The organism is Tritonibacter sp. SIMBA_163 (assembly GCF_046535935.1).
Classification (GTDB): domain Bacteria; phylum Pseudomonadota; class Alphaproteobacteria; order Rhodobacterales; family Rhodobacteraceae; genus Epibacterium; species Epibacterium scottomollicae.
Map to the genome: position 1 here is coordinate 1 of NZ_JAWJBP010001526.1, position 230 is coordinate 230.

At 69.1% G+C, this 230-nt stretch carries 1 pseudogene; it reads left to right on the forward strand.

The annotated features are described in order from the left end of the window. A pseudogene (locus R0J92_RS27380) lies at positions 1-230 on the forward strand (histidine ammonia-lyase); the annotation flags it as partial.

Genomic DNA, 230 nt, shown 5'->3' on the forward strand with positions numbered 1-230 from the left:
ACCGCGAATCTCTCGGTCATTCTGGGGGGGGAGATGCTCTGCGCCGCGCAAGGCGTCGAGGCGCGCGCACCGCTGAAAACCTCTCACAGGCTGCAGGATCTGCTCGCAATGCTGCGCAGCGAGAGCCCCAGCCTGGGCGATGACCGCTCCCTCGCGCCGGAAATCGAAGGGGCCAGCGGTATGGTGCGCGCGGGACGCGTGGGTGATGCCGCAGGCGTGGAGGTGGCGGT